We start from the raw sequence: 21395 nt of genomic DNA, 5'->3' as shown, positions 1-21395 counted from the left end.
ATTATCCCAAAAATCCAGTCAGTGGCGAGCTAGCTTGAGCGGTATTTAAAACTCTTCCAAATCCGGCTAAATAGGCATCTCTACCGGCTTTGACGGCATTTTTAAATGCTCTTGCCATAGATCTTATATCTGTAGCAGTGGCAATGGCGGTATTTACCATCACAGCAGCACACCCCATCTCCATAGCCTCACACGCTTGACTAGGGCGACCAATCCCAGCATCTACGATTATAGGTAGGTCTATTTCATCTATTAAAATTTGAATCATATCTTTATTGCTTAGACCCTTATTTGACCCAATTGGTGCAGCTAGTGGCATAATGGCGGCCGCTCCGGCATTTGCCATATCACGAGCAACGACAAGATCTGGCATCATATAAGCAAGTGGGATAAATCCATCACTAGCTAAAAGCTCTATGGCTTTTAGTGTTTGATAGTTATCTGGTAATAGAAATTTGCTATCTTTGATTACTTCTATTTTTATCATATCTTCACACCCAAGCTCTCTGCCTAGACGGGCGATTCTTAGGGCTTCACTAGCGTCCCTTGCACCGCTTGTATTTGGTAGTAGGGTGATATTTTTGGGGATAAATTTAGTTATGCTTATATCGCTATCTTTATTTACTCTACGAATTGCTAGGGTGATGATTTGAGCGTCTGCTTCTTCTATACAAGCAGTAATTAGCTCTGGGTCAAACTTCCCGCTACCCATAATAAATCTAGAATCAAATAGCCTTCCACCTAAATTTAACCTATCCATTATCTACTACTCTCTTTATTAAAATATCCAAAATTTGATTTGCTTGTTGCATAGCGCAAATTCCAACTCTAGGTGCCATTAGCCCATTGCCTATACTAGCAGCACTTTTTAGATCTCCGCAAATATAGAGATTTTTTGCCATTTGAATTGTCTTTATCTCATCACTTCTGCCATATCCTGCCATACCGCTTGCTGCTACTATTGTTTTGTTTTTAAGATTATTTATTAGCATAGCTTTGGATTTGGGATTATCGAAGCATTCAGCTACTATATCGTAGTTTTGAAATACCAAATTTACATTATTTTCATCTAGCCTTATAGTCTCTATCTCTACACTAACAAATGGATTAATCTTAGCGATTATATCTGCTAGGGCTGTGGTTTTGTATTTGCCAATATCATCAATGAAATATTGTTGGCGATTTAAATTTGATGGATCAATGGTATCAAAATCAACTAATTTTAAAGAGCTTACCCCAACCCTAGCTAAAGCTATAGCCACGCTACTGCCAAGCCCCCCAAGCCCAGCTACTCCTACTTTAGCATTTTGCAATGCTATATTTACCTCAGGGCTATTTCTAGCTGCCATCATCTCTTTTAAACACTCTTTTGATGGGAACTCACCTTTGTTTATAAAGACTACACTATCGCCATCATTTAGCTCTAAATCATCATTAGTAGCAAAGCCTTTATATATGGTTATCACACTATCATCAAAGCCAAGCTCGGTGCGTAGTTTAGAAAGGGTGTTTGAATTTACATCTTTTATGATTGAATTTACTTTTATCTTTTTCATAAGCGTGATTATAGCCTAAAAAGGCAAAATAGCTATTAAATGCGTATTAAAATTTTGTAAAATTAAACTAATGATTATAAAAATTTGGCTAAAATTCTGGTCTTATATATAGATTTAAGGCTTAATGTATGTTTGATACGATATTTAGAGAGTATGATATACGAGGGATCTATCCAAAAGATTTGAATGAAAAAAGCGTAAAAGCTATTGGTATATGCCTTGGGCGAGTGATGAAAAGTCGTGGGGTAAAGAGCGTAAGCGTTGGATATGATGCTAGAGTTTCGGCTAATGCGTTGTTTGGCCATTTAGTAAGTGGATTTAACGCGGCTAAAATAGAAGTTTATGATATAGGAATGTTGCCTACGCCAGTTGGGTATTTTAGCGTTTTTACAGATAAATTTGATGCTAATGTGATGATTACAGGTAGTCATAACCCAAAAGAGTATAATGGATTTAAGATCACAATTAAAAAAGATAGCTATTTTGGCGATGATTTACAGTCTTTAAAAAATGAAGTGAATAAATTTATAGCTAGTGGCGAGGTGGTTGAAGATAATTTTAAGGCTACTAAATTTGATATTTTAAGCTCATATGTGGATTTTTATGCTAAGGAATTTTCCCACCTTAAAGGGCTAAAGACAAAGATTATTTGCGATGCTGGAAATGGCGTGGCTGGTATAACTCTAAAGCCGATTGCTAAAGCACTTGGCTTGAAATTTAATCTATTATATCCAGAGCCTAATGGTGAGTTTCCAAATCATCATCCAGATCCAAGCGAAGAGGAGAATATAAAAGAGCTAAAACAGGCTTTAAAAAATGGCTATGATATTGGATTTGGCTTTGATGGGGACGCTGATAGGATCGCAGTTTTAACTCCAAAACGCACTATAAAAGGCGATGATTTGGCATATTTATATGCTAAAAATATGAAAAATCCTAGAGTCTTAGGCGAGGTCAAATGTAGCCAAAATATGTATGATGAGATAGATAAAATCGGCAAAAGCTTCATGGGAAAAACTGGTCATAGCAATATCAAAAAAGCGATGAAAGAGCTAAATATCGATATGGCAGCTGAGGTTAGCGGACATATATTTTTTAAAGAGAGATTTTTTGGTTTTGATGATGCTGTGTATGCTATGATAAGGGTGCTTGAGCTAATAGCAAATGGATTTGATCTAGATGCTGAGCTAGATAGATTGCCTAAATTATACTCAACTGATGAGATGAAGATAAAAACAGATGATAGTAGTAAATTTAAGATTATAGAGGCTTTAAAAGTTGAGCTAAATAGAGATGGTAATGGACTTCCAAAGATTATTGATATTATAGATATAGATGGAGTTAGGATCAAATTTCAAAATGGCTGGGGACTAGTAAGGGCGTCTAATACAACTCCAGTTATTGTAACTAGATTTGAGGCAAATTCGCTAAAAAATATGCAAGAAATTCAAGATGGCGTGATCGCTTTGGTAAATAAAATTATGGTAGATTGTAATGCGTAAGGCCTTGTGTATCATTAGCGGTGGCATGGATAGTGCGGTGGCGGCTGCTACTGCTAAGAGCGATGGGTATGAGATCGTAGGGTTGCATTTTGATTACTCTCAAAGGACAATGCAAAAAGAGCGTGAGTGCTTTGAGAAAATTTGCGATGATTTGGGGGTTATTGATAGATTTGTGATTAATGCGGATTTTATAGCTGATGTAGGTGGCAATGCTTTAACTGATAGAAGCGTTGAAATACCAAAAAATTCGCTAAATTCTACTGATATGCCAGTTACTTATGTGCCTTTTAGAAATGGAGTATTTTTATCTATCGCAGCTAGCATGGCTCAAGTGCAAAAATGCGAGGCTATATATATAGGATTAGTTGAAGCTGATGGGAGTGGCTATCCTGATTGCAAGCTTGAGTTTTTAGAAGCTATGAATAAAGCGGTGAATTTAGGCACTAATTGCGAATTTATTTTCAAAGCGCCGCTAATTGGCTTATCAAAAGCACAGATTGTGGTTAAGGCTTATAAATTAGGCGTTGATCTATCTAATACTTGGAGTTGCTATGAGAGTGGCGATTTGGCTTGTGGAGAGTGCGATAGCTGTCTGCTAAGGCTTAAGGGATTTAAAGAGAGTAATTTAAACGACTCTATAGAGTATAAAAAAAATTAAATTTAAGGATTAAAATATGTATCGTTTTGCACCATCGCCAACTGGAGATATGCATATTGGGAATTTAAGAGTTGCGATATTAAACTATATATCTTCACTTCAAGATAAAAGTGGCTTTATACTTCGTATAGAAGATACTGATAAACAAAGAAATATAGATGGTAAAGACAAAGAGATAATGGAGCTTTTAAAGAAATTTGGAATTAAATGGGATACTCTTTATTATCAAAGTAAAAATCTCAAATTTCATCAAGAATTTGCCTCTAAGCTTTTGATAGATAAGAAAGCTTTTTTATGCTTTTGCGATGATGAGACATTGGATAAAAAAAGACAAGAAGCAGTAGAAAATGGGGTGGCATATAGATATGATGGGAGTTGTGAAAACTTAAGCGATGAAGAGATTTTAAACAATCCACACCCAGCAGCCATAAGGCTAAAATCGCCTAAAACTACACAAAAATTTGTTGATAAGATTAAAGGCGAGATCGTATTTGAGCCTGAAAATATCGATAGTTTTGTGCTTTTAAGAGCAGATAAAACCCCTACATATAACTTTGCTTGTGCGATTGATGATATGCTTGAGGGTGTAACGATGATTATTAGAGGCGAAGATCATGTAAGCAATACTCCAAAGCAAAATTTGATTAGAGAAGCATTAGGATATACTCAAGAGATAAGCTACGCCCACTTACCTATAATATTAAATAGCGAAGGCAAAAAGATGAGTAAAAGGGATAATAGCTCTTCTGTTAATTACCTTTTAAAGAAGGGTTATATGCCTGAGGCGATAGCCAATTATCTTATATTAATAGGCAATAAAACTCCGTGTGAAATTTTCACTTTAGAGCAAGCAGCTAGTTGGTTTGATATAACTAATATTTCACACTCGCCAGCTAAATTTAGCGAAGAGAAACTAGCTCAAATAAATAGAGAGCATATCAAACTTGCTAGTGATGATAGGCTAATTGAGCTTGGATTTAGCTCACCTGATTTGGCTAGATTTTATACTCAAGAAAGCAGCCTAATCCCTGAAATAATAGCTAAAATTGATGCTATTAATTTAGCAAAGATAATCCCACCGCAGTGGCAAAAAGAGGCAGATGAGATACGCAAAGTGATATTAAATATGCAAATTCCAAACAGCTTTGATGAGTTTAAAATTGTTATCTCTGATGAGACAAATTTAAAAGGCAAATCGCTATTTATGCCTCTTAGGCTACTTTTAACAGGCGCTCAGCACGGTCCTGAGCTTAAAGATCTATACCCATTAATCAAATCAGATATTAAGGAGATTGTAGCCAAATGAATGTTTTAACATATTTTATTATCTCTGTAGTTGATATTTTAGATATAGTTATTAAGGCCTATATGTTTGTCATTATCGCAGCAGCCCTTATAAGCTGGGTTAGACCTGATCCTTTTAATCCAATTGTCCAGCTACTATATCGCCTTAGCGCTCCAGCTTATGGGCTTATTAGAAAGCTTAAAATTCCAACGGCTTTTGGTGGAATCGATATAGCACCAATTATTATCTTGCTTAGTTTGGAGTTTATAAGTAGATTTGTATTAGGATATATTCGTGTTGTTGCTTATCAAATTTAGTCTATTTTTACTCTTTTTGGCTATGCCACTTTGGGCTGGAGTGCCAAGCTATGAGAAGTTAAAATCCTCTCCAAAAGGGCTGGTAAAAGACTATTATATATATAGATTTGCTAAAGAGAGTAAGGCTAGTAAGGCTGAGCTAAAAAAGCTTAGAACACAAATTTACCGCTATCAAGGTAGCATTAAGACGCTATTTGATAATAAATTAGGTGCTATACAAAAAAGTATAAATAACTGCTCTAAATATAATCTATCAAATATCGATAAAGCCGATGAAATGTGCCAAAATATGCTCCTTAGTATTAATTTTGTCAAATCCCTAAATCCTACGCAAAGAGCTGATTTATTTGAAAGATTAAAGATGGCAAATTCGAAATTTTTAAATTTCGTCCAAGGATTTAGCAAGGATGACCCACTAGCATACTATATTAAGATTGGTGATACTACTGGATATTTTAAATACTATTTTAACGCCAAGGATAAAGATGAATTTCTAAATAGATATAAATTGAGCCAAAAATTAATCGCAAATAGCATAAATCATTGGCAGTTTAAATCAATAGTTCAAGAATCTATAATTGGCAAGAAAAATGAAAAATTTAGAAGAGTATTACTAGAGGCTAATCCAAATTCTCTTAGTGGGGATATGGCGTTTTTGTTTGGATTAAATGCTATATTACTTTATGAAGATGAGAAGGCGGTTAAATTTTTTGAAGTGGCAGCTAAGAGATCAAAATTTGCTAGTAATAAAGATAATGCTAATTTTTGGATATATTTAATCACAAAAGATAAGGAGCTATTAAAAAGCATAGCAAATAGTGCTGATATAAATATTTATAGCCTTTTTGCTAGGGAATTTAGTAGCGATGAAAAGATCAAAATCGCAGTGCCAAAACCACCCACTAAAGAGCTATTAAAATATGATTACACAGATCCATTTACATGGCAAAGGACTAGAGAAAAAGTGGCAAATATGCCTAGCTCAGAGCTGATCTCATATGCTTCAAGATTTTATACTCAAAGCACCCTTGGAGAGTATAGCTATATAATGGAGCGAGCACATAATCATAAAATTCACTTCTATCCAATGCCATTTATGGAGTATATCGGCACTGATGATGTAAAGCGTCAAGCGTTGATTTTGGCTCTTGCTAGGCAAGAGAGTAGATTTGTCCCTAGTGCTATATCTACCTCATATGCACTTGGTATGATGCAGTTTATGCCATTTTTGGCTATAGACATTGCAGCTAAGCTTGGTATGAGCGGATTTGATATAGATGATATGTTTAAGCCGCAAATTGCCTATAAATTTGCTAATTTCCACTTAGATTACCTAGAGAAATATCTATACAATCCGCTATTTATAGCATATGCTTATAATGGTGGCATTGGCTTTACTAAGCGTATGTTGCTTCGTGGAGATCTATTTAATCGCAAGGGTGAGTATAGCAAATATGAGCCGTTTTTATCTATGGATTTAGTCCCATATGCTGAGAGTAGAATATATGGCAAGAAGGTCTTAGCAAACTATATAATCTACCTAGCAGCCTTAGGTAAAAGCACTAAAATATCGCACTTTTTTGACGCTACTTTGATTCCTGAGCTAAGCGATGGATTTAGGGATAAGCTAAGCTTTTAAACTTGCCTTATTTGGTATTCCAATAAAGCGATCTAGCTATTTTTTGAAATTTGAGCCTAGCTGTGGAGTTGTCATCTAGGGATATTTCTAGATTTAAAATATCTATATTTTGAGATGGGGTTGTGATTTTATAGTGATTGCTCCAAGGCAAATTTATAGATGTTAGATTAGTTAGGTTATCATCTGCGTTTAATTTTTGGAATTTTGAATTTACCGCATTGATATTTATATAATTTGGCGATATATTGGTTGGATAGATGGAGAGGATAAATACCTCGCTTCCTTCAAAATCGCTTACAAACTCGCCTTGATATATAGGATTTAGGTATGTAGCTACTAGCAAAATTCCATCTTTATCATACTTTTGCGTGTAGGCTAAAAGCTCATTTTTAAGATTTGCTTGTGAGTGTAAAGAGCTCTTGCCCCAGCACCCAGCAAAAACTAAAGCTATAAAAATTAGAGATAAATTTTTAATCATATTTTTGCCTTTTTTATTAAATTATACCATTTATATTTTTGATCTTTAAATTGTATTATATATATTTTACTAAAATATATTTTGAATTTATCTAAAAATTTACTTTTAAAAATCAATAATAATTTAAGTTGAATTTAGATATATTTTTTATCTAAAATATTTATGTCTTAAAAATATAATAATATGGAGAAAAATATGGAAAATTTATATGATGTAGTAGTCATCGGTGGTGGGCCATTTGGTATAGCTTCAGTAGTTGAGGCTAAAAGAGCAGGATTTGCTAATGTTTTATTACTAGAAAAAGGGGATAACCACTCTCAAACAATTCGCAAATTCTACAAAGATGGCAAACGGGTAGATAAGGTCTATAAAGGTCTTGATAGTGAGACAAAGGGTAGTGTAGAGTTCTTTGATGGGACTAAGGAGAGCACGCTAAACTATTTTGATAAACTTTTAGATGAAGGTGAGATTGAAGCTATATTTAACGCTGAGGTTGAAGGGGTTAAAAGAGATGGTGAAAATTTGGCAGTTACTACGGCAAAAGGCGTATTTAAGGCTAAAAATGTGATGATAGGTATAGGTAGAATGGGTAAGCCAAATAAGCCAGATTATAAAATTCCACCATCACTAATCCAAGTTGTAAATTATAATCTAAATAGCTGTAATTGCGGCGAAAAGATTATCGTAGTAGGTGGGGGAAACTCAGCAGCTGAGTATGCTGTGGATTTAAGCGGCTGTAATGATGTAACTCTAAATTATAGACGCCCGACTTTTACAAGATTAAACGATATAAATTTAGCCGCAGTAGAAGATAGTGCTAGAGATGGCAAATTGACCTTAAAATTAGGCGTAGATATTACTGGAATAGAAAATGATAATGGTAAGGTGTCAGTAAGCTATAGTGATGGAAGTGTCGTGGTTTATGATAGGATTATATATGCAATTGGTGGCTCAACTCCGGTTGATTTCTTACAAAAATGCGGCATAGAGTTAGATAACGATACCAAACCAGTTGTAGATGAGAATTTACAAACAAATGTCAAAGGACTGTATGTAGGTGGCGATATAGCTAGTAAAAATGGTGCTAGTATCGTCTCAGCACTAAATAATGCGCATAAAATTATCAATTATATAGTAAATAATAAGGCGTAGTAGTGAGTAAGATTTGGTATTTTCTAGTTGGTGCGTTGCTGGTTGGATGTGGTGATGAAAGGGCAATTAGCTTTAGTGATTTAAACTCTAGCGAGCAAGATAAATATATTTTAAAATCTAAATATGAGGCACTTTCTGATTATTTTTCGTGGTTGGAGCTTCGTGATTTTAATATTCAAAGTGATATGCTAGAGATACCAAATGATATAGATACCCTTAAAAAGAATTTAGAAGTCGCCATAACGGATAATAGAGTATTGCTTAGTGATAATGCTCAGTTAGTTAGGCAAAATTTGGAATTAGCCAAAGAGATAGAGAGCCAAAAAATAGCTATATCAAATGCCAATGAGAGCTCTAAAAATGCCTATAATGAGGCGATTAAGTCATCTCAAGCTCAGCACTATGATAATATAACTGAGCTAACAAAGAGAATTAATGAGCTTGAAGTTGATAGTGTTGAGAGCATTAAGAGATATGAGCAAAAGATAGTAGATTTAGAAAACAATATCGATAAGCTAAAATCGGAGTTAGAAAAAACCAAAACTATAGCTGATGAGAGGGTTAAAAATAGTGCTAATAAAGCTACTCAAGAGAGTATAAATCTACAAAATATCAATAAAAAATTAAGCGATGAATTAAATGCTTTAAAGGCTCAAAATTCTAAATTTAATGCTGAATTTAGTAGTAATTTAAATGCTAAAGATAAGGAGATAGAGAGCTTAAAATCTCAAATAAATAGTAAAAATGATGAGCTAAGCAAATTAATGCACTCTCAAACCTTAGCATTAATAGAGTTGCAAAACAAGAGTGCTAAGAATGTAGATGAGCTAAAATCAGAGATTGATAGACAAAGAAATGAGTATTTTGCCGAAATAAATAGCAAAAATGATCAGATAAAAAAGCTAAATTTAACTATTCAAAATTTAAATAATCAAAGAGATAAAGAGATAAAAAATATCGAAAATCAGATATTAAACAACTATAAAAAGAGTCAAGAAAATAGGGATAAACAGCTTAAAGATAGGTATGAAAACAGCCTAAAAGAGCAAAATATGACTATAGCTGGGCTTAATGCTAAATTAATAAATCAAGAGATAAATTATAAAAAAGAGTTAAAAAATAGAGAAAAAGAGTATAAAGACTCTATTTTGGATTTAAGAAAAATGGTTGAATTTAGTGCTATTGACGCAAATAAAAGTATGCAAAAAATCAGCAATCTACAAAGAGATGGGGCTATTAAAGATAAAGAGATAAAGGAGTTAAAAGATCAAATTTTAACTCTAAAAAGCGATATGAATAATAGCAAAAAGTTGGCAAATTATGAGCTATTAAATTCCAAAATCACAGAATTAGAAGTTCAAAATAGCCAGTTAAATTCCAAAATATTTGCCATAATCCAAAGTGCCAAAGAGGGCTTAGAATCAACTAAACAAACATACATAAAAGAGTTAGAAAACCAAAAAAAATATTATGAAGAGATGATAAAAAATATCAAAACCCAAGAGATAAATAGAGATAGCAATGGATCAGCTTGAGCTTTATCAGCTTAAAGATGGGTATAGATATAATAGCGATACTCTATTTTTATATGATTTTATAGGTAATAAACTAAAGGGCGAGATCTTAGATGTTGGTTGTGGATGTGGTATCTTAGGGTTTTTGGTTGCTCGTGATAATAAAATAAGCTTAAGTGGGATTGATATTGAGCCTTTAAATATTGAGATTAGTAGGCATAACTCTAGGATAAATGGTATTAAAGCAAATTTTATAGTTGGCGATTTTGCCGAGTTTAGAAGTGAGGTTAAATTTGATTTTATCATATCTAATCCCCCATTTTATCACGCAAATGTGATTAAGAGTCAAAATAGCCATATAGCAAGATCTAGATACTCAAATTCTCTTAACTTGGAGCAATTTTTGGCTAGTTGTAATCGCAATTTAAAGCCAAAAGGGGTTTTATATTTTTGTTATGATGCTAAGCAGATTAGAGAGATTTTTGCTCTATTTGATAAATTTAAGATGAATGCTACTAAGCTTAAATTTATCCATTCTAAGCATAATCAAAGTGCCAAATTAGTGCTAATTGAGAGTAAAAAAAGTAGCCGCTCTATGTGCGAGGTGGTGCCACCTTTGGTTGTTTTTGATAAAGATGAGTTTAGCATAGGGGCAAAAGAGATTTTTAAAAAAGCAAATACTATAAGCAAGGTTTATGAGTGATAAAGCAAGATGGGTTTGATTATGAGTTTAATCCTAGCAAGTGCGATGAGTGTGGTGGCAGGTGCTGCACTGGAGAGAGCGGATATATATGGATTGATGAGGGCGAGATAGATGAGCTTAGCAGATATTTAGGGTATAAATCAGAGCTAGTTAAAGAGATATTTTTAGAGAAATTTGGCAATAGATATAGCATTAAAGAAAAGCCATACCAAAATGGCTTTGCTTGTATGTTTTTTGATGAAAAAAACAAAAATTGCTCCATATATGAGTATCGGCCAAAGCAGTGTAGGAGCTTCCCATTTTGGGAGCATTTTAAGAGTAATTTTAAAGAGCTGGAGATGGAATGTATTGGCGTAAAGCGATTGTAGCTTTAGCATTTGTATTGTATGGTTGTGGCGGTATAGAGCCAAATTTTGGCCCTATTTATCAAGCTAAGCCAAATGGTGATTTGGATATAATGAATGCTTATTTTATGATAGAAAATGGCGATACAAGCAAAGCTAGTGAGATATTTTATACTCTTTATAAAAATAGCGGTAATGAGCTATTTTTAAAAGAAGCAGCTAGATTGGCTTTGAGTGCTAGATCAAATTTATTATATCAGATAATGGGTGAATTAAATGGAAATGACGCTCAAACTTTAAGGCTAAAGATTAGCTATGCTATATTAATTTATGAGCTAGATGAGGCTAAAAAATTAGCTTTAAAGCTCATAAAAATGGATAAAAGTAGCCAAAATTATATATTATTAGCCAATATATATGCTTTTGAAGATGATATAAATAAATCAATTGAGTTATACAAAAAGGCTTATGAAATCGATAAAAGCGAAGATAATATGATACGAGTTATCACTATTTTTAATGATTTTTTAGGCGATAGCAAGAGTGCTATAAGGATAGCTGATGATTGGGTTAGGCAAAATGGCTGTTCTAGTAGGGCTTGTTATATTTTATTAGATTTATACTCAAATTCATCTGATTTTGATAATATGGTGCGAATATATGAGAAGTTGTATTTAGAAAATGAATCTACTCAATATTTAGTAAATGCCCTTGAAGTGCATCTTTATCAAGGGGATTATCAAGGGGCTAAGAGATTGCTTAAAAAGTATGAATTTAACGATGATTTGCTATCTCAAATTTACGCTCAACTTGGTGAGTATAATGAGGCTTATGAGGTTGCTAAAAGGCTATTTGAGCTTACAAATAGTGTTGAATATAAAGCCAAAATGGCAATATATAAGTATGAATTAAGCAAAACAAAAGAGCTAAAGCTTATAATTAATCTCTTTGAAGAGTCTGTTTATAAGCTTGAAAATCCCGTGTATTATAACTATTATGGCTACTTGCTAATAGATCATAATATTGATGTGAAAAAGGGATTAGAGCTAGTTTTAAAGGCTCATTTTCTTGATTTTAAATCTGCTTATATTATAGACTCTGTGGCGTGGGGGTATTATAAGCTTGGGAATTGCGATATGGCTATGGAGTGGATAGAGAAAATCGGCGCTAAAGATTTAGAGCAAGGGGAGTTTAAAATTCATTATGATAAGATTAAAAAGTGTATAAAAGGCAAAAGATGATATTAAAGCAAATTATAGATAAAACCAAATTTGAGCTTCAAAACCAAAAACAAAAGCTCCCTTTTGATATTTTACAAAGAGCCATAAGTTACTCACGCACTCCGCTAGATCCATTTAAAATGCTTAAAGATGGGATAAATATCATAGCTGAAGTCAAAAAGGCAAGCCCTAGCAAAGGGGTTATAAGAGATGATTTTGATCCGTTAAAAATAGCCTTAGAGTATGAAAGAGCCGGAGCGTGGGCGATAAGCGTTTTAACTGAGCCATACTATTTTTTAGGAAATATTGAGTATTTGGGATTGGTGCGTAGATTTGTGAATTTACCTTTGCTTAGAAAAGATTTTATCATAGATAAATATCAGATCGCTCAAGCTAGAATTTATGGTGCTGATATGATTTTATTAATCGCTAAGGCTTTGGATATAAAGAGTTTAAAAGAGCTATCAGATTATGCTAATGAGCTAAATTTAACAGTATTGATGGAGATTCATGACGAAGAAGATTTAGAAAAAGCTCTACAAACTAATGCTAAGCTAATAGGGATAAATCATAGAAATTTAGAGACATTTAAGATGGATATGGAACTTAGCTTAAGGCTAAAAGAGCAGATTAAAGATGATAGAATTGTGGTGGCTGAGAGTGGATTATACTCATATGAGCAAATTTTAAATTTAAATCAAAATGGCATTAAAGGCTTTTTAATTGGTGAGCATTTTATGCGTCAAGATGATATTTATCAAGCTGTAATGGATATAAGGGGCGCTAGATGAGAGATGAGTTTGCTCCTTGGAGGGCGCAGTATTTTGCTCGTCCAAAAGATAGCCAGTGCGTATTTTGCAAGATTGCTAGTGAGAATAGAGATAGTGAGAATTTCGTGCTATTTAGGGCTAAAAACTGTTTTGGCGTGATGAATAGATACCCATATACTTTGGGTGAGTTTATGGTAATTCCTTATAAGCATATAGATAATATCGAGAGCTTAGATACTCAAATTTGGCTAGAGATGAGCCAAATAGTCCAAATCGGCGTAGCGGTTTTAAAAAGAGTTTTAAATGCTAGTGGCGTTAATATCGGTATGAATTTAGGAGCAGCCGCTGGTGCTGGTATAGCTGAGCATATACATTATCATCTTGTGCCAAGGTGGGAGAGGGATACAAATTTCATAACAACCATAGGATATACTAGAGTTCATGGCGTTCCATTTATGGAGCAATTTGAGAGTTTAAGAGATGAATTTAAAAGGCTAAGTAGTGAAAATTCTATTTTCTCCAAGTGAGAGTAAAAAGCCAACCCCAAATCCACTTGATCTTGCTTCATTATCGATAAATTGCGATAGAGATGAGATTTTAAAGAGTTATTATGATATATTAAATAGTGGTGATGAGACTACTTTAAGCAAGATATTTGGGGTAAAAAGCAGCAAAGATATTGCTAATATAGTAGATCTATCTAGTAAAAAACTCTATCACAAAGCTATACAAATGTATGATGGCGTGGCATATGATGCTTTGGATTATCTAAATTTAGATGAAAAATCAGCTAAATATATAGATGAGAATTTATTGATATTTTCTAATTTATATGGTGTTTTAAGAGCTGGGGATTATGCTAGGTTTTATAAGCTAAAGCAAGGTCAGATGGTTGCTAATATAGATAGCATAAAATATTATAAAGGTCGCCTTGATAGGGCTTTAGATGAGTTTTTAGATGGTGATGATATAGTGGATCTTAGGGCTGGATATTATGATAAATTTTACACTATTAAATCTCCATATATGACTATGAAATTTCTAAAAAGTGGTAGAGTTGTTAGCCATTTTGCTAAGTATTATAGGGGGCTTGTTTTGCGTCATTTGGCACTAAATGGGGCTGGTAGCTTTAATGATTTGATGCAGATTAAATTCCCAAATCTAAGCTTAGTTAGCATTATAAAAACTAAATTAAAAAGTGAATTAATCTTTGAAATTAATAGCGATTAGATCAAAATTATTCAAAATAGGGTATAATTTTAGTTTAAGGAGATATTTATGAAAATTTTATATAGTAATCAAGCAAATTTTAAAGATGAATTTGACGCATTAGTAAATCGCTCAAATATGGATATACAAGGCGTAATGCCTATTGTAAATGGTATTATTGATGATATTAAAAAGCATGGAGATGAGGCTTTAAAAGAGCAAATCGCTAAATTTGATAGGTGGGAAGTAAATAATAATCTAGCTATAACTACTGATGAGATGAAAAGTGCTTATGAGGCTTTAGATAGTGAGTTAAAAAGTGCTTTAGAAATAGCGTATAAAAGAGTTAAGAGCTATCACCAAAAGCAAGTAGAAAAATCTTGGATAGATTTTGAGCCTAGTGGCGCACTACTTGGTCAAAAGGTCACCCCAGTAGATAGAGCAGGGCTATATATCCCAGGTGGCAAAGCAGCCTATCCTAGCTCTTTAATAATGAACGCAGTCCCAGCAATAGTAGCTGGAGTTAAAGATATAGTAGTTTGTACTCCAGCTGTTGGCGGGGTGGTAAATTCACTACTACTTGGGGCTATGCATCTTTTGGGTATTAAAGAGGCTTATAAAGTAGGCGGTGCTAGTGCGATTGCTACTATGGCGTATGGGACTAATAGTATTAAAAAAGTAGATGTAATTACTGGGCCAGGAAATATCTATGTAGCAACGGCTAAAAAGATGGTTTATGGTGATGTAAATATAGATATGATAGCAGGGCCAAGCGAAATAGGCGTAATAGCCGATGATAGTGCTAATCCTGCCCACATAGCCATTGATTTGCTAAGTCAAGCTGAGCATGATGAGATAGCAAGTAGCTTTTTAATCACTTTTAGCGATGAGTTTGCTACTAAGGTTAATAGTGAAATTCAAAGATTATTGCCAAATTTAAAAAGATATGAAATAGCAAAAGCAAGTATAGAAAATAAAGCCGCCATAATCGTAGCTCGCGATATGAATGAGTGTGTGGAGCTGATGAATGAGCTAGCTGTGGAGCATTTAGAGATAGCTTGTGATAATGCGTATGATTATTTACCACACATTAGACACGCTGGGGCGATATTTTTAGGTCATTATACTCCTGAGGCTATAGGGGATTATTTAGCTGGTCCAAACCACACGCTACCAACTGGGGGTAGTGCTAGATTTTTCTCCCCTTTAAGCGTGAGTAATTTTATCAAAAAAAGCTCTATAATCTCTATGAATAAATGTGCTATTAGTGAGCTTAGCAAGGCTTGTATGGCTCTAGCTGATGCTGAGGGGCTAGAGGCTCATAAGCTTTCAGTTGAGTTTAGAATTTGATTTTATCTATCATGCGTGGCTTGGATATTGATATAGTCATGCTTGATAGCTCCACCATCTAGCCAGTAGTGATTTTTCTCTATGGCTAGTATCTTTAGACCAGCTTTTTGCATAAGCTCTTTAATCATATCTAGATTATAAAATGTAAAAATCAACCCCTTATGGGTATGCTCTGTAATCTCATATAAATTCTCGCCAATTAGCTTTGCATCGCTCTTTAGGCTATCATCTGTGGATATGAAATTTATTAATATTTTGCCATTTGGATTTAGATGGGGTTTTAGTGATTTTAATAGATTTAAAGCAACATTTGGAGTATATAAATAGGCTATCTCCCAAGCTACTATCGCATCAACTTTAATATCTTTTAAAATTTCATTAATATCTCTATTTTTATTGCTATATAGCTCTAGTGTGCCACCACGACTATTTATGATATGCTCTAATCTTGATTTGGCTAAATCAAGTGGCTTTTGGTTAAGATCAACTCCTATTAATTTAGTAGCCCCAGCCTTGCTAAAGCACTCTAAATGCCTACCATTAGCACAGCCAAAGTCTAGCACACTTTTAAATTTATTCTTAAAGGCAAAACGAACAACAAACTCACTAGGGTAAATTCTATCCCCGCTTAATACCAAATCCTCCCATAATTCAAAGTGCTCTTTATAGTCATTTACGCTATTTATCATTAAATTTCCTTTATACTTTCTTAGCTTCTATAATATGCCATGAGTTTATAATCTTGCCATTATCAGTAGTAAATCTCTCACTATCTATGCTTATAATCTCTAAATTCGCACTCTTATAAATTGCCTTTATATCATCTAAATTTGGGATATAGTATAGCATTCCTTTGTGGCTATCTCTTTGTATTATGAATGTATCTTTTTGTATCTCTTTGCCATCGCCATATAAGGAGTCATCTTGCGCTCTCCAGTTAGCTATAATTTTGCCACCGCTTTTTAATATATCTGCAAATTGCTTAAATATACTACTTGTTACATAATTAGCATTTATTAGAGTTATTCCCCAGCAGACTACGCAGTCTAGATCATCTCTTTTAATTAGCTCTTTTAAATTTATATTTTGATTATTTTGGTGTAAGGTTATATTATATTTTTCGCATCTTTGATTAGCTATTTTTAGTGCTGAGGCGTTACAATCTACGCCGATTATCTCCTTAATCCCAGCCCTAGCTATCATCTCTAAATGCCTACCATCGCCACAGCCAAAATCCAGTATGCTATTAAATTTACTTCTATTAGCATAGATATATCTAGTTAGATACTCATTAGGATATAGTAGCATTGAGTTTGATATGTGTTTTTCCCATAGTTTATAGGAGTGTTCTTGAGCTTTTTGTATCTCATTCATTGATTTTCCTTTTAAAATTTGATATTAATTCTTGAGCGTTTATTAGACATTGCTCTTTTGAGTTTGCTTCTATTATAGCATAGCCTCTACTCATTATACTAGCACCATCTACGACCTTAGTAAGAGTAGAGCTGATATTACACTCATACTCTATAATTCCTAAGCTATCTTTAAGCAAGGCAAAATCAGCCTCTATCCAATCCCCTTCAAAATCAAAATATCGTATTATTGTATTTTTCCTAAATTTTGGTTTAAGGCTATATGGTAGATTTAAGCTATGATTTATCCACTCTTTAGTAGGATTTATCCCAGTTGTAATCTCTATAAATTTGCTTAGATAGTGTCCGCTTGGACGAGTAGCTATCTCAATTATAAATGGCTTACCATCTTTAGTGATGATAATGTCAGCGTGTATCAAGGTACTATCTATATTTAATTTATCTATAATCTCTTGCATATACTCACTTACGCTAGGGATCTCATCTGTGCTGATATAGGCTATAGCTTGTCTATATGGTATAGGCGTTATGAGCTTTTCTCTTAGTAAAATGTGATTAAATTTACCATCCATTACGGCTGCGTCGATACCATACTCTACGCCATCTATAAACTCCTCTATCAAAAAATCCTCTTGTTTGAATTTCTCATTTTTTAAAATATTTTTAAGTTGATTTTTTGTAGAAATAACCAAGGTATCTCTACTACCGCTACCAAATCTTGGTTTTATAATAATGGGAAATTTAAACTCATTTAGATCTAAATCAGGCTTAAATAGGGAGAAATTAATCTCTCTTAAATTTCTCATATTTAAGCTTACCCCCCCCCAATTTTTAGGCGAGTTAAGGGCGTGAGCAAATTTGAGTTTATCAGTGCATATATCGGCTATATCGTAGCTAAAGCCACTTAAATTATAGTAATCATTCAACGCTCCAATGCTAATTAGACAGCGACCAATTAGCGTTGGCAAGATTAAATTTGGGATAAATCCATCGCTATTTAGCTTAGAGATTATAAGTTTTGGCTGTGATATATCAACTATATAGGAAATATCAGCTTCTCTAAGCCCCAAAGCAGACGCATCTCCATCAAATGCTATGACCTTTAGACCAAGTTTTTTGGCATATCTTATAGCTATTAAACTCTCACTACCAGCTCCAATTGCTAAAGCGATTTTGCTTTTATCCACATTTTGCCTTAAATTTTTGTTGAATTATAGCTAAAATCGGTTAAATTTAGAATTCTTACGCATTAATTGACTATTTTTTGCTATATTTTATTGTAAATTTAAGTGATATTAAATGTAGTAAATTTCTAGTTTTGATAATATTAGTAATGATTATCAAAATTTATAATAAATTAATATTTCTTTTGTTATTATTTTGCTTTTAATAATTATTATTAAGGATAAACTTATGTTTAACAGACTTTTTTTGTAGCTGTAGCTACTGCTTTAGGGGGGGGGTAGCACTACAAGCTAATGATGTGGCAGTGCTGGATAAATCTGTAGTTTCAGATAGCGGATTTGCTCAAAGCATCAAAGACGCCCCAGCTACAATTAGCATTATAGGTGGCGATGAAATTCAAAATCGCCCCATAAGAGATCTAGGCGATATAGTCCAAGATATTCCAGGCGTTAGCACCGAGATTAGCAAGACGGGCTCTTCTTCTATAAAGATGCGTGGTATGGCTAGTAAATATACCCTTATACTAGTAGATGGTAAGCGAATTAATATGGATGCTGCCTTTGATGGTAATGGATTTGACTCTACTAGTGGATTTTTGCCTCCGGTTTCTATGATAGAAAAAGTTGAGGTAATTCGCGGCCCAGCATCGCTTATTTATGGTTCAGATGCTATGGGTGGAGTTATAAATATAATTACTAAGAAAAACGCTGATAAAGCATCAGCAACAATATCTTTAGAGACAAGATTACAAGAGCATCACAATACTTGGGGTAATATGTATGGCTTAAATGGTAATGTATTTGCTCCACTTGGGTATGGATTTACCCTTAGTTTGCGTGGTAAGTATTATGATAGCGGTCAAAATAAATTTTATAAAAAAGATATTCCAGGATATGTAGATACTAGGTCAAACAACCCATACACTTCACATAGTCCAACTGGATATGTAAATTACTCATTAGGCGGTAAGCTTAATTATGATATTGATGGGGCAAATTCAGTATATTTAGATAGCGAGTATGGATTTCAACGCCTAGGCAGCTTAAATACAAGTAGTAGCCAAATCACAGCTGTGCGTGAATACCATAAATATGATAACTCAATCGGGCATAGTGGTGAGTATCAATGGGGCAAAACTAACTCATATATCCAATACGCCCTAACAGAAAAAATCCCACACATAGTATCAAATGTCGGAGATGAAAAAGGGGTGAAAAACAGAGCCAATAGGGTAGTGCATGATAATTTCATAATAAGCAATCAAAATATGATGAATTTTGATTATAACAATTATGGCTCATTGATTTTAAATTTTGGACCATATTTATCATTTGAAAATTTAGATAACCACCAAACAAACTATAGTGCCAATCAATACACAATCGCTGGCTATGCTGAGGGAGAGTATCTATTTAATGAGTATATTAGCACTACTTTAGGCGGTAGGGTTAATCATATAAGAACTTATGGGACATTTTTTAACCCAAGAGCATATTTGAATGTATATCCAACTGATTTGCTTACTTTGAAATTTGGTATTAGTAGCGGTTTGAAAGCTCCAGATTTAGGTAGTAGATATGATAGATATTACTCTACTGATACCACAACAGATAGATATGGCAATAATGGACTAGATGTAGAAAGAACATTAAGCTATGAATTAAGTGCTATATATGAGTGGCTTTGGGCTGATATTAGTGCTACTGCGTATTATACTCAATTTAACGATGCTATATCAACTCAAACATATCAAAGCGGTCAGCAACTACCAAATGGATATGGAATTTGTGGAGCTTATGGTGGAAGCACATGCTCAATATATGAAAATGTGGATGAGGCCGTGTCAAAAGGCTTTGAGCTAGGGATTAAGTCTAAACCTCTTTTTGAAAATATAATCCCAAGGGGAATTTACGCTGATTTCTCATATGGATATACTAAAACAGAGAAAAAAGCGGACAAAACAAAGGAAAAGCTCTAAATGATATTCCACTTCATAACCTATCTACTAAGCTATCATATAAGGCAAAAAGCTGGGATGCATATCTTAGATGGAGTGCAAAGCTAAAAACTCTAACAGATAACGCAAATATCGCTAACTCTGGCGTGGGTGATTATTTTAAAGATATGCATGTGGTTGATTTGGGGGCAAATTATAAATTTAGCAATGGAATTACCATTGGTGCGGTTATTAATAACTTGCTTGATGAGAATTTTGTAGATTATGTTACATATACTAGCGGTAGAGGACTATCATACACAAATCAATATCAAAGAATAATTCCTGGTAGAAATTTCTGGCTAAATGTTAGAGCTGATTTTTAATTAAGGCAAATTTTAATACTTTAGTAGTAAAATTCAGCAAATAACAAAATAAAGGAGTATGAGATGAAGATAAATGACTACTCAAATAGTATGCAAAATTACTATCTAAATAACGCTCAAAATAGTGCAAATAAGGCTTTAGATAATATCTCTGCAAATCGTGCTATAAGCGGTAGTGATAGTGCTAATATGGTTATAGCAAATGCACTTTTAAGCAATGCAAATGCCATCTCTCAAGGCGTTAGCAATGCAAATGACGCAATTGGGGTATTACAGATTGCTGATGGTGCGTTGCAAAATTTAACAAGTGGTGCTGATAGATTAAACGAGCTTTCAATTCGCTCAACTAGTCTAGCAATGGATAGCAATGCAAGATCAGCCATCACAAGTGAGGCTGAAGCACTAAAAACCTCTATGCAAGATACCTTAAATTCAACTAGCTTTAATGGCAATAATATCTTTGGTTCAACTTTAAATTTTCAAACTGGAAACTCTGAGACTAGAATTTCATTAAACGCTCCAAATATCAGCTCAATCGATATTAATTCTCAAGATAGCATAGCTGCTTTTAGAGATAGTGTTAATGCTATGAGAACTGATATAGGAAGCACCCAGCAAGGTCTTTTGAGCAACATTAATTCTAGTATCACAGCGGCAAATTCAGCCAGAGCTAGTGAATCACAACTTCAAAACAATGATGTGGTAAAAAATTTAAGTGATTTAAATAGATCAAATTTACAAATCAATAGCACAACTTTAGCTGCTGCTCATAATATGAGCCTTTTAGCACAGCAAGTCTCATCACTTCTAAGATAAGT

At 33.8% G+C, this 21395-nt stretch carries 21 protein-coding genes and 1 pseudogene; 16 read left to right on the top strand and 6 right to left on the bottom strand.

Annotated features, from left to right (window positions below):
- Position 1: 1 nt before the first annotated feature.
- The gene (locus CSUIS_RS05185; protein WP_086297602.1) at positions 2-760 is read right to left on the bottom strand and encodes a thiazole synthase; all 759 of its coding nucleotides are present in this window, start codon (positions 758-760) and stop codon (positions 2-4) included.
- A complete protein-coding gene (thiF, locus tag CSUIS_RS05180) occupies positions 753-1556 on the bottom strand; it encodes a sulfur carrier protein ThiS adenylyltransferase ThiF (protein ID WP_086242042.1) in 804 nt (267 codons plus the stop codon). Before thiF ends, CSUIS_RS05185 begins: the two co-directional genes overlap by 8 nt.
- A 128-nt stretch (positions 1557-1684) precedes the next feature.
- On the opposite strand from thiF, the gene CSUIS_RS05175 reads away from it, so the two are divergent.
- Genes CSUIS_RS05175 through CSUIS_RS05155 form a run of 5 tightly spaced genes read left to right on the top strand, consistent with a single transcriptional unit; the run spans position 1685 to position 6957 of the window.
- Positions 1685-3058 carry a phosphomannomutase/phosphoglucomutase gene (locus CSUIS_RS05175; protein ID WP_086297600.1) on the top strand — a complete coding sequence of 458 codons (1374 nt, stop codon included), beginning with the start codon at positions 1685-1687 and terminating at the stop codon, positions 3056-3058.
- Positions 3051-3716, top strand: coding sequence for a 7-cyano-7-deazaguanine synthase QueC (gene queC / locus CSUIS_RS05170; protein WP_086297598.1), 666 nt, complete (start codon positions 3051-3053; stop codon positions 3714-3716). The genes CSUIS_RS05175 and queC overlap by 8 nt, the downstream gene beginning before the upstream one ends.
- A gap of 16 nt (positions 3717-3732) precedes the next feature.
- Positions 3733-5022: a glutamate--tRNA ligase gene (gltX, locus tag CSUIS_RS05165; protein ID WP_086297595.1), complete on the top strand. Its 1290-nt coding sequence runs from the start codon at positions 3733-3735 to the stop codon at positions 5020-5022.
- A complete protein-coding gene (locus tag CSUIS_RS05160) occupies positions 5019-5318 on the top strand; it encodes a YggT family protein (protein WP_086236528.1) in 300 nt (99 codons plus the stop codon). The genes gltX and CSUIS_RS05160 overlap by 4 nt, the downstream gene beginning before the upstream one ends.
- Positions 5302-6957, top strand: coding sequence for a lytic transglycosylase domain-containing protein (locus CSUIS_RS05155; protein WP_192940169.1), 1656 nt, complete (start codon positions 5302-5304; stop codon positions 6955-6957). The genes CSUIS_RS05160 and CSUIS_RS05155 overlap by 17 nt, the downstream gene beginning before the upstream one ends.
- Before the next feature lie 7 nt (positions 6958-6964).
- On the opposite strand, the gene CSUIS_RS05150 is transcribed toward CSUIS_RS05155, so the two are convergent.
- The gene (locus tag CSUIS_RS05150; RefSeq protein ID WP_086236529.1) at positions 6965-7435 is read right to left on the bottom strand and encodes a hypothetical protein; all 471 of its coding nucleotides are present in this window, start codon (positions 7433-7435) and stop codon (positions 6965-6967) included.
- Between the two features lie 195 nt (positions 7436-7630).
- Here CSUIS_RS05150 and CSUIS_RS05145 point away from each other — a divergent pair, with 195 nt between their 5' ends.
- From CSUIS_RS05145 to hisD, 9 genes are read left to right on the top strand one after another with little or no spacing between them, the layout of a single operon-like run.
- The gene (locus CSUIS_RS05145) at positions 7631-8587 is read left to right on the top strand and encodes an NAD(P)-binding domain-containing protein (RefSeq protein ID WP_086242046.1); all 957 of its coding nucleotides are present in this window, start codon (positions 7631-7633) and stop codon (positions 8585-8587) included.
- Positions 8588-8589: 2 nt separating this feature from the next.
- A complete protein-coding gene (locus tag CSUIS_RS05140; RefSeq protein ID WP_086297593.1) occupies positions 8590-10122 on the top strand; it encodes a coiled-coil domain-containing protein in 1533 nt (510 codons plus the stop codon).
- Complete coding sequence (locus CSUIS_RS05135) at positions 10109-10804, top strand: tRNA1(Val) (adenine(37)-N6)-methyltransferase (RefSeq protein ID WP_086236532.1); 696 nt, start codon at positions 10109-10111, stop codon at positions 10802-10804. The genes CSUIS_RS05140 and CSUIS_RS05135 overlap by 14 nt, the downstream gene beginning before the upstream one ends.
- Positions 10804-11172, top strand: coding sequence for a YkgJ family cysteine cluster protein (locus CSUIS_RS05130; RefSeq protein ID WP_086242222.1), 369 nt, complete (start codon positions 10804-10806; stop codon positions 11170-11172). The genes CSUIS_RS05135 and CSUIS_RS05130 overlap by 1 nt, the downstream gene beginning before the upstream one ends.
- Complete coding sequence (locus CSUIS_RS05125) at positions 11148-12389, top strand: tetratricopeptide repeat protein (RefSeq protein WP_086297591.1); 1242 nt, start codon at positions 11148-11150, stop codon at positions 12387-12389. Before CSUIS_RS05130 ends, CSUIS_RS05125 begins: the two co-directional genes overlap by 25 nt.
- Entirely contained in the window at positions 12386-13159 is a 774-nt protein-coding gene (gene trpC / locus CSUIS_RS05120) for an indole-3-glycerol phosphate synthase TrpC (RefSeq protein ID WP_086297589.1), read from the top strand. Before CSUIS_RS05125 ends, trpC begins: the two co-directional genes overlap by 4 nt.
- Positions 13156-13665, top strand: coding sequence for an HIT family protein (locus CSUIS_RS05115; protein WP_086236535.1), 510 nt, complete (start codon positions 13156-13158; stop codon positions 13663-13665). The genes trpC and CSUIS_RS05115 overlap by 4 nt, the downstream gene beginning before the upstream one ends.
- Positions 13640-14368 (top strand): YaaA family protein, encoded by a 729-nt coding sequence (locus CSUIS_RS05110; protein ID WP_086236536.1) that lies wholly within the window; start codon positions 13640-13642, stop codon positions 14366-14368. The genes CSUIS_RS05115 and CSUIS_RS05110 overlap by 26 nt, the downstream gene beginning before the upstream one ends.
- Positions 14369-14416: 48 nt before the next feature.
- Positions 14417-15697 (top strand): histidinol dehydrogenase, encoded by a 1281-nt coding sequence (hisD, locus tag CSUIS_RS05105; protein ID WP_086297587.1) that lies wholly within the window; start codon positions 14417-14419, stop codon positions 15695-15697.
- 2 nt (positions 15698-15699) lie between these two features.
- Here the strand turns inward: hisD and CSUIS_RS05100 are convergent, their stop codons facing one another.
- The 3 genes from CSUIS_RS05100 to CSUIS_RS05090 are packed head-to-tail and all read right to left on the bottom strand — an operon-like array spanning position 15700 to position 18257.
- Positions 15700-16386, bottom strand: a complete 687-nt coding sequence (locus CSUIS_RS05100) for a class I SAM-dependent methyltransferase (RefSeq protein WP_086297584.1) — start codon at positions 16384-16386, stop codon at positions 15700-15702.
- A gap of 10 nt (positions 16387-16396) precedes the next feature.
- A complete protein-coding gene (locus CSUIS_RS05095) occupies positions 16397-17071 on the bottom strand; it encodes a class I SAM-dependent methyltransferase (protein WP_086236539.1) in 675 nt (224 codons plus the stop codon).
- Entirely contained in the window at positions 17064-18257 is a 1194-nt protein-coding gene (locus tag CSUIS_RS05090) for an ATP-grasp domain-containing protein (RefSeq protein ID WP_192940168.1), read from the bottom strand. Before CSUIS_RS05090 ends, CSUIS_RS05095 begins: the two co-directional genes overlap by 8 nt.
- A gap of 296 nt (positions 18258-18553) precedes the next feature.
- On the opposite strand from CSUIS_RS05090, the pseudogene CSUIS_RS05085 reads away from it, so the two are divergent.
- Together CSUIS_RS05085 and CSUIS_RS05075 are read left to right on the top strand one after the other, a co-directional pair.
- Positions 18554-20577 (top strand): annotated as a pseudogene (locus CSUIS_RS05085) (TonB-dependent receptor domain-containing protein).
- A 63-nt stretch (positions 20578-20640) separates the two neighbouring features.
- On the top strand, positions 20641-21393 hold the full coding sequence (locus CSUIS_RS05075; RefSeq protein ID WP_086236543.1) for a flagellin: 753 nt from the start codon (positions 20641-20643) through the stop codon (positions 21391-21393).
- The last annotated feature ends 2 nt before the right edge of the window (positions 21394-21395 follow it).

It is taken from the genome of Campylobacter porcelli (assembly GCF_002139855.1).
GTDB lineage: Bacteria > Campylobacterota > Campylobacteria > Campylobacterales > Campylobacteraceae > Campylobacter > Campylobacter porcelli.
This window is presented reverse-complemented; position numbering and strand designations above follow the sequence as displayed.

Bases quoted from the DNA above. Each gene is read 5' to 3' on its own strand.
- CSUIS_RS05185 (WP_086297602.1), bottom strand. From the start codon at position 760: ATGGATAGGTTAAATTTAGGTGGAAGGCTATTTGATTCTAGATTTATT.
- thiF (WP_086242042.1), bottom strand. From the start codon at position 1,556: ATGAAAAAGATAAAAGTAAATTCAATCATAAAAGATGTAAATTCAAAC.
- CSUIS_RS05175 (WP_086297600.1), top strand. From the start codon at position 1,685: ATGTTTGATACGATATTTAGAGAGTATGATATACGAGGGATCTATCCA.
- queC (WP_086297598.1), top strand. From the start codon at position 3,051: ATGCGTAAGGCCTTGTGTATCATTAGCGGTGGCATGGATAGTGCGGTG.
- gltX (WP_086297595.1), top strand. From the start codon at position 3,733: ATGTATCGTTTTGCACCATCGCCAACTGGAGATATGCATATTGGGAAT.
- CSUIS_RS05160 (WP_086236528.1), top strand. From the start codon at position 5,019: ATGAATGTTTTAACATATTTTATTATCTCTGTAGTTGATATTTTAGAT.
- CSUIS_RS05150 (WP_086236529.1), bottom strand. From the start codon at position 7,435: ATGATTAAAAATTTATCTCTAATTTTTATAGCTTTAGTTTTTGCTGGG.
- CSUIS_RS05145 (WP_086242046.1), top strand. From the start codon at position 7,631: ATGGAAAATTTATATGATGTAGTAGTCATCGGTGGTGGGCCATTTGGT.
- CSUIS_RS05135 (WP_086236532.1), top strand. From the start codon at position 10,109: ATGGATCAGCTTGAGCTTTATCAGCTTAAAGATGGGTATAGATATAAT.
- CSUIS_RS05125 (WP_086297591.1), top strand. From the start codon at position 11,148: ATGTATTGGCGTAAAGCGATTGTAGCTTTAGCATTTGTATTGTATGGT.
- trpC (WP_086297589.1), top strand. From the start codon at position 12,386: ATGATATTAAAGCAAATTATAGATAAAACCAAATTTGAGCTTCAAAAC.
- CSUIS_RS05115 (WP_086236535.1), top strand. From the start codon at position 13,156: ATGAGAGATGAGTTTGCTCCTTGGAGGGCGCAGTATTTTGCTCGTCCA.
- hisD (WP_086297587.1), top strand. From the start codon at position 14,417: ATGAAAATTTTATATAGTAATCAAGCAAATTTTAAAGATGAATTTGAC.
- CSUIS_RS05100 (WP_086297584.1), bottom strand. From the start codon at position 16,386: ATGATAAATAGCGTAAATGACTATAAAGAGCACTTTGAATTATGGGAG.
- CSUIS_RS05095 (WP_086236539.1), bottom strand. From the start codon at position 17,071: ATGAATGAGATACAAAAAGCTCAAGAACACTCCTATAAACTATGGGAA.
- CSUIS_RS05075 (WP_086236543.1), top strand. From the start codon at position 20,641: ATGAAGATAAATGACTACTCAAATAGTATGCAAAATTACTATCTAAAT.